This window comes from Vibrio sp. 10N.286.55.E10 (genome assembly GCF_002872555.1).
GTDB lineage: Bacteria > Pseudomonadota > Gammaproteobacteria > Enterobacterales > Vibrionaceae > Vibrio > Vibrio crassostreae.
This window is the reverse complement of the sequence record NZ_MCSD01000043.1, coordinates 1-6,446: the sequence shown is the minus strand read 5'-3', so window position 1 is coordinate 6,446 and position 6,446 is coordinate 1. Positions and strand designations below refer to the sequence as shown.

General features: G+C 44.3%; 6 protein-coding genes, 5 tRNA genes and 1 rRNA gene. 9 read left to right on the top strand and 3 right to left on the bottom strand.

All coding sequences use genetic code 11. The features are described from left to right. The first annotated feature begins 8 nt into the window (after positions 1-8). Both rrf and BCV39_RS18665 read left to right on the top strand, forming a co-directional pair. Positions 9-124, top strand: a 5S ribosomal RNA gene (rrf, locus tag BCV39_RS18670). A 45-nt stretch (positions 125-169) separates the two neighbouring features. Next, a tRNA-Asp gene (locus BCV39_RS18665) sits at positions 170-246 on the top strand. 385 nt (positions 247-631) lie between these two features. Here BCV39_RS18665 and pssA read toward each other — a convergent pair. Together pssA and BCV39_RS18655 are read right to left on the bottom strand one after the other, a co-directional pair. Continuing rightward, positions 632-1,972 (bottom strand): CDP-diacylglycerol--serine O-phosphatidyltransferase, encoded by a 1,341-nt coding sequence (pssA, locus tag BCV39_RS18660; RefSeq protein ID WP_102433618.1) that lies wholly within the window; start codon positions 1,970-1,972, stop codon positions 632-634. 91 nt (positions 1,973-2,063) lie between these two features. Further along, positions 2,064-2,495, bottom strand: coding sequence for a GNAT family N-acetyltransferase (locus BCV39_RS18655; protein WP_102433619.1), 432 nt, complete (start codon positions 2,493-2,495; stop codon positions 2,064-2,066). Positions 2,496-2,561: 66 nt separating this feature from the next. On the opposite strand from BCV39_RS18655, the gene murB reads away from it, so the two are divergent. Then, positions 2,562-3,608, top strand: a complete 1,047-nt coding sequence (gene murB, locus BCV39_RS18650) for a UDP-N-acetylmuramate dehydrogenase (RefSeq protein ID WP_102460943.1) — start codon at positions 2,562-2,564, stop codon at positions 3,606-3,608. Next, positions 3,605-4,570: a bifunctional biotin--[acetyl-CoA-carboxylase] ligase/biotin operon repressor BirA gene (birA, locus tag BCV39_RS18645; RefSeq protein WP_102460942.1), complete on the top strand. Its 966-nt coding sequence runs from the start codon at positions 3,605-3,607 to the stop codon at positions 4,568-4,570. Before murB ends, birA begins: the two co-directional genes overlap by 4 nt. Before the next feature lie 7 nt (positions 4,571-4,577). On the opposite strand, the gene coaA is transcribed toward birA, so the two are convergent. Further along, positions 4,578-5,501, bottom strand: a complete 924-nt coding sequence (coaA, locus tag BCV39_RS18640) for a type I pantothenate kinase (RefSeq protein ID WP_048657856.1) — start codon at positions 5,499-5,501, stop codon at positions 4,578-4,580. A gap of 210 nt (positions 5,502-5,711) precedes the next feature. Here coaA and BCV39_RS18635 point away from each other — a divergent pair. From BCV39_RS18635 to BCV39_RS18615, 5 genes are all read left to right on the top strand, one after another. Continuing rightward, positions 5,712-5,787, top strand: a tRNA-Thr gene (locus BCV39_RS18635). 44 nt (positions 5,788-5,831) lie between these two features. After that, positions 5,832-5,916 (top strand) — tRNA-Tyr (locus BCV39_RS18630). A 39-nt stretch (positions 5,917-5,955) separates the two neighbouring features. Further along, a tRNA-Gly gene (locus BCV39_RS18625) sits at positions 5,956-6,030 on the top strand. A 13-nt stretch (positions 6,031-6,043) separates the two neighbouring features. Further along, a tRNA-Thr gene (locus BCV39_RS18620) sits at positions 6,044-6,119 on the top strand. 94 nt (positions 6,120-6,213) lie between these two features. Beyond that, positions 6,214-6,446: GTP-binding protein (locus tag BCV39_RS18615; protein WP_240698606.1), on the top strand; the 233-nt coding region annotated here is incomplete at its 3' end.

Genomic DNA, 6,446 nt, shown 5'->3' with positions numbered 1-6,446 from the left:
AAAATTTGCTTGGCGACCATAGCATTGTGGACCCACCTGATTCCATGCCGAACTCAGAAGTGAAACACAATAGCGCCGATGGTAGTGTGGGGCTTCCCCATGTGAGAGTAGGACATCGCCAGGCTTTAAATTATGAACGACTTGTCAGCGACGACAAGTAGTCCACTGCGGAGTGGTAGTTCAGTTGGTTAGAATACCGGCCTGTCACGCCGGGGGTCGCGGGTTCGAGTCCCGTCCACTCCGCCACTTATTAGAAAAGCCCTGCTAGCAATAGCAGGGCTTTTTTACATTTGAAGAAAAGTGTTTTGCTGTTAGGTTGTATGAGTGTTGTTAAGGTACCGAGCCCCTGCACTTCACGCTATTCCTGCACATATTAGAAAGCCTAGTCTGACGACTAGGCTTTCGTCGTTTTTGATGTATGAACTTCGGACTTTTGGTACAGACCTCATTGCTACCTATTGAGGTGTCTCTATAGAAACCGACAGGCGCTGTTTGCTCTCAAATCTGACGAATGAAGGTGGCTCTTTCAACTTTTTCTGTTGCACCTTCTAAAGAGGGATTTAGCTATCTCGTAGATACAAAAACGCCTAGCGTTTGCTAGGCGTTGATAGATGGTTATTTTTAACATCGACTACAGTATTTGTTTAAGCACTCTATCGGCTTTCACGCGAGTGATCTTGCGAATCAACTTCTGAACTTCCGTCGGGTAGCTCTCTATCTTGTCTAACTGCTTATAAGTACAGATAAGCTGAGTGTGTTGAAGGATATTATCCACTTCAGCTTGGAATTTGTCTGTTAGGTGATGGTAGTTATCTTGGATAAAGATGCCGTTCTCTAGATCTAGCTTCCATGCTCGAGGGTTTAGGTTATTGCCTGTTAGTAGCATGTAGCGCTTATCGACCCAAATCCCCTTTAGGTGGAAGCTATTGGAATCGTGTTGCCAAAGTCGAATTGATAGATTACGGCTAGCTATATGAGCTTCATTCGCTTTAGCGAAACGACGTAAGTTCAATTCGTAAAGGTAGGGCAGACCACCAATCGTTTTAAACTCTTCTTCTGGCGAGATAAAGAAATCATTTGCTGTCTTATCGCCAACAACAATGCTGACCTTTACGCCACGCTTAAGCGCTTTCTTCACTTCTTTAGCTAGGCTCGGTGGGAAGTTGAAGTAAGGTGTGCAGATAAAGATTTCATCTTTAGCTTGAGCGACGAGTTGATTGATTCCCTGATTCAGACGATTACGTCTCTTACCGATACCAACCAATGGTGTTACTGCAACTTGGTCTGCTGAAACCTCTTGGCCATCGAATTGATATTGAGATCTTGCCAATGATGCACGAAACTGACGAATCGCTGGTTTCAGTTCTTTGGTCACAGGCTTGTTCTTATCAGCTAAGTCATAAACAGCGCTGTCCGCAACCATCTGTTCGTGTACGTAGGTAAACATCGAGTCCGCAAGAGCCGCGTTGTTTAAAACGTGGTAACGATCAAAGCGATACCGCTCATGGTAATTCAGGTAGATATTGTTAAGGCTTGCACCGCTGTATATCACGCTGTCATCGACGATAAAGCCTTTTAAGTGCAATACTCCAAAGACTTCTTTGCCGCGAACTGGAATGCCATAGACGGGTACAGAGTGCTGATATTTTTCTGCAAACTCTTTATACATGGCAGCATTGCCTTCAGAAGACTCTGCGCCAATCAATCCACGCTGTGCTCGGTGCCAATCGACACAAACGCTCACGTCTAATTCTGGATTCTTTTGCTTTGCTTCATATAAGGCAGTTAGGATCTCACGGCCAGCCTCATCATCTTCAAGATACAAAGCGACTAAACTAATACGAGTCGTCGCGCGAGATATCTCATCAAGTAGACGAGTTCGAAACTCTTGCGCTGATAGTAGTACTTCAAACTTGTCAGGATTCTGCGCTATGGTTGGCAACTGTATGAATGGATTCCTACTGGCAATCATATTGACTGTTTTACCTTAAAAATATGCAAAATTGCGAACCTTTAATTTTACCAAAGGGATAGCATCAAATACTAGATAATCGAGGCATTCTCTAACAATTTTGCTGATAATGCATAGGAATGAGATCTTTTCCACTATTCGAATACCGCTCGTATAAAACTCTTAATCCATTTGGCAGATCTTTAGGCTCTACTTGTACGAATCTGTGTCGCGCGTAAAAATTGGTGAGATGAGCGTATGCAAAGCAGTAGTCGTTTTCCGTTAGAGTATGTTGCGCACAATAATCCATAAGCTGCGAGCCTAATTGCTGACCGCGATGCTGTTTTGATATCGCCATACCGGTAAGTAAGCGATTGTTTTCTATTGTACGAAAACGCACGACACCGCACAGCTCGCTATCCAGTAACAACGAATAGATCAGTTCACTTTTATTGGCTTTTCCCGTTGGATAATGTTCCTTGTAGAAACGTTTTACTAGGGGAACTTTAACGGGGTCTAATTGGGTAATGATGACATTGTTCATTCAGTCACTGCGCCACTGGTTTATCTGCTGTAGAATGGTTGCAGTGTAAGTTAATTGAATATCGTCATGCAATTCCATCTCAATGCTAGTTTAAAAAACGTTCATACTTTTTCCATCGATCAGACTTGTGATGCGTTGGTTGAAGTCACGACTATCGAAGAACTGATTACGGTTTATCAAGACCCTAAGTGGTCAACTTTGCCAAAGTTAATATTGGGTAAGGGCAGTAATATGCTTTTTACTGAGCACTTTGCAGGTTTGATTATTGTGAACCAGTTAGCCGGGATTACGTTAACCGAGACAGATAGCCATCACCATCTACATGTTAATGGTGGTGAGGATTGGCCTAGTTTGGTTAAGTGGAGTGTCGATAAAGGGCTGGGTGGTCTAGAAAATCTAGCAATGATACCCGGTTGTTCAGGCTCTGCTCCGATTCAGAATATTGGTGCGTACGGCGTTGAACTGCAAGACATATGCGAGTACGTTGATATCCTGTGTCTGGATACTTATACAGTTAAGCGATTAAGCAAGGAAGAGTGTCTCTTTGGTTACCGAGATTCTATTTTCAAACATGCTCTCTACGGTAAAGCGATTGTTGTTGCGATTGGTTTAACGTTGCCGAAAGAGTGGGAGCCATGCAATCACTATGGCCCGTTAAAAAGCCTAGCAGCCGATAGTCTCACTCCTCGTACTGTATTTGATGAAGTGTGTGCTATCCGTTCGAGTAAGCTGCCAGACCCTAGAATACAAGGGAATGCGGGCAGCTTCTTCAAAAACCCTGTGATCACCAAAGATCATTTTGATCGCCTGTTAGCTCTATATCCAAACATTGTCGGCTATGAGAGTAATGACATGATCAAAGTCGCTGCTGGCTGGCTGATTGATCAATGCCAGTTCAAGGGGGTGACAGAAGGTGGCGCTCAGGTTCACCCTAACCAAGCATTGGTTATCATCAATTCTGATGAGGCTTCTGCTGTGGATATCCTTAAGCTTGCAGAGCGAGTACGTCAGGCCGTTTTGAATAAATTCGATATTCGATTGGAACATGAAGTACGTTTTATGGGACGAGACCGAGAGACAAACCTAGATAAGGCTTTGGAGTCATTGGTATGAGAGAACACAGTACCAAGCTTGCACTATTGAGATGTCTTGCTGACGGTGAGTTTCATTCAGGTGAAGACCTAGGTGAAATGATTGGTGTATCACGAGCGGCTATCAGTAAGCACATTAAAGGTATTCAAGAGTGGGGTTTAGATATCTACCGAGTACAAGGCAAGGGTTACAAGCTAGCTAGCCGTTTAGATATGCTTGACCAAGAAAAATTGTCTGCAGTTAGTCGCGATGCTTCTCTTGAGCTGATTCCAATCATCGGTTCTACAAACCAACACCTATTAGAGCGTACTAACACCCTCGAATCGGGTTCTGTCTGTATGGCTGAATATCAAGCTGCGGGGCGTGGACGTCGCGGACGAGAGTGGGTATCGCCATTTGGTGCAAATCTCTACCTTTCAATGTATTGGAGACTCGACGCAGGGATGGCTGCTGCGATGGGCTTAAGCCTTGTGGTTGGAGTAGCCGTTGTAGAGGCTTTGGAAGAGATGGGCGTTGAAGGCATCAAGCTTAAGTGGCCGAATGACCTATACCACAATGACAAGAAGCTCGCGGGTATCTTAGTCGAGCTCTCGGGGCAATCGGGTGGCGCAGCTCATATTGTTATTGGTTTAGGGCTGAATCTATCTATGGACCCAACGACATCAGGTATTGGTCAACCGTGGACTTCTCTTAAAGAAGTGTGTGACGGAAAGGTGCCTGATCGTAACCAATTAGCGCAGGCTCTGATCAATGCTTGGGACAAGTCTCTTGTGGATTATGAACTGAAAGGAATGTCCAATTTTGTAGAGCGTTGGAATCGCTTAGATAATTTCTTAGGTCGCAATGTTAGGTTGATTATTGGACCTAGAGAAATTGAAGGTGTTGTTCAGGGCATCGATGAACAAGGTGCCGTGTTACTCAAAACAGAGAATGGCCTCGAGAGTTATATTGGTGGTGAAATATCGCTAAGAAAAGGCGATTAAGGCGTTACTATTTTCTGAGTAACACTTCTTCAACCATGTGATCGGCGCCTTTTCGCAAAATCAGGTGCGCTCTTTCTCTTGTCGGAAGGATATTTTGTTCAAGGTTCAAGCCATTGATTGAACTCCAGATACCTTCCGCTTTATCCAGTGCCGCTTGATTCGATAACTTAGTGTAATGGCTAAAGTACGAGCCAGGTTTAGTAAACGCGCCATCGCGAAACTTCATAAAACGATTGATGTACCATTCTTTGATTTGCTGGCTGTCAGCATCAACATAGAGTGAGAAATCAAGGAAGTCTGAAATAAACACACGATGCGGTTCGTGTGGGTAGTTCATGCCACTCTGTAAGACATTAAGCCCTTCAATAATAAGTACATCGGGTAGGTCGACACACTTAACATCATCAGTAATGTTGTAAGTTAGGTGCGAGTATACCGGTGCGGTGACATTTCTTTTGCACGCTTTAACATCTGAGACAAAGTTCACAAGACGCTTGATGTCGTAAGACTCAGGGAAGCCTTTTTTACTCATCAACCCTTTCTCTTCCAACACTTCATTTGGGTATAAGAAACCGTCCGTTGTGACTAGCTCAACTTTTGGGTGGTTTTCCCAACGAGAGAGTAGGGCTTTAAGCAGTCGCGCAGTTGTACTTTTACCAACCGCAACACTACCTGCAATACCTATGATAAAAGGTGGCGCTTTCTCTTTCTTATCTAGGAACTCGTGAAGTACCGAGTTTCTGTTTTGTCTGGCTGCTACATAGAGATTCAACAGCCGAGAAAGTGGTAGATAGATCTCCACAGCCTCTTCCATTGTGAGTTTTTCATTGATGCCTTGAAGCTCTTTTAAGTCGCTTTCAGAAAGTGTCATCGGAACTAAATTCCTTAGCTCAGACCAGCGTTCGCGGTCAAATGACATAAATGGGCTCATACAAAACTCTATAGTGGATAACAAAACAAGTGCATGGAAAATACATCAAGCGATAGATAAATAAAATATCTTCCTGTGCTAGATGCGTGTTAAAGATGGAAACCTTGAGCTAAATTGGCGTATGTAGGAGTTTGGTAAGAGAATTTTGCACTTTTTTTCAATTTACTATTGCAAGGTGGAAAATCATTCAATAAAATGCGCCCCACTTGTGCCGACTTAGCTCAGTAGGTAGAGCAACTGACTTGTAATCAGTAGGTCACCAGTTCGATTCCGGTAGTCGGCACCACTTTCTCCCTTCCTCTAAGGCAAGCGAGAGAAAGCTCAAAATTTGGAGGGGTTCCCGAGTGGCCAAAGGGAGCAGACTGTAAATCTGCCGGCACTGCCTTCGATGGTTCGAATCCGTCTCCCTCCACCATATTCTAAAGGTTAAATAGCTCAAACAGAGTTACGTGTTGCGTGCATCGTATAATGGCTATTACCTCAGCCTTCCAAGCTGATGATGCGGGTTCGATTCCCGCTGCACGCTCCAACTCATTTTGTGTGCTGATATAGCTCAGTCGGTAGAGCGCACCCTTGGTAAGGGTGAGGTCCCCAGTTCGACTCTGGGTATTAGCACCAGTCTAAAGCTTCTTCTCCTTTAATAAAGAAAACCATTTTTTTGGTTGCGTGGTCTTATTTTAAGCCACCTAATCCGTACCTAGAGGGACACCCCATGTCTAAAGAAAAATTTGAACGTACGAAACCGCACGTAAACGTTGGTACTATCGGCCACGTTGACCACGGTAAAACAACTCTAACTGCTGCTATCTGTACTACACTTGCAAAAGTGTACGGCGGTGTTGCTAAAGATTTCGCATCTATCGATAACGCTCCAGAAGAGCGCGAGCGCGGTATCACAATCGCAACTTCTCACGTTGAGTACGATACTCCAGCACGTCACTACGC

What these genes read in the sequence shown, in the direction of transcription:
- birA (WP_102460942.1), top strand. Translation starts at nt 3,605, where the DNA reads ATGAGAGAACACAGTACCAAGCTTGCACTATTGAGATGTCTTGCTGAC.
- murB (WP_102460943.1), top strand. Translation starts at nt 2,562, where the DNA reads ATGCAATTCCATCTCAATGCTAGTTTAAAAAACGTTCATACTTTTTCC.
- coaA (WP_048657856.1), bottom strand. Translation starts at nt 5,501, where the DNA reads ATGAGCCCATTTATGTCATTTGACCGCGAACGCTGGTCTGAGCTAAGG.
- pssA (WP_102433618.1), bottom strand. Translation starts at nt 1,972, where the DNA reads ATGATTGCCAGTAGGAATCCATTCATACAGTTGCCAACCATAGCGCAG.
- BCV39_RS18655 (WP_102433619.1), bottom strand. Translation starts at nt 2,495, where the DNA reads ATGAACAATGTCATCATTACCCAATTAGACCCCGTTAAAGTTCCCCTA.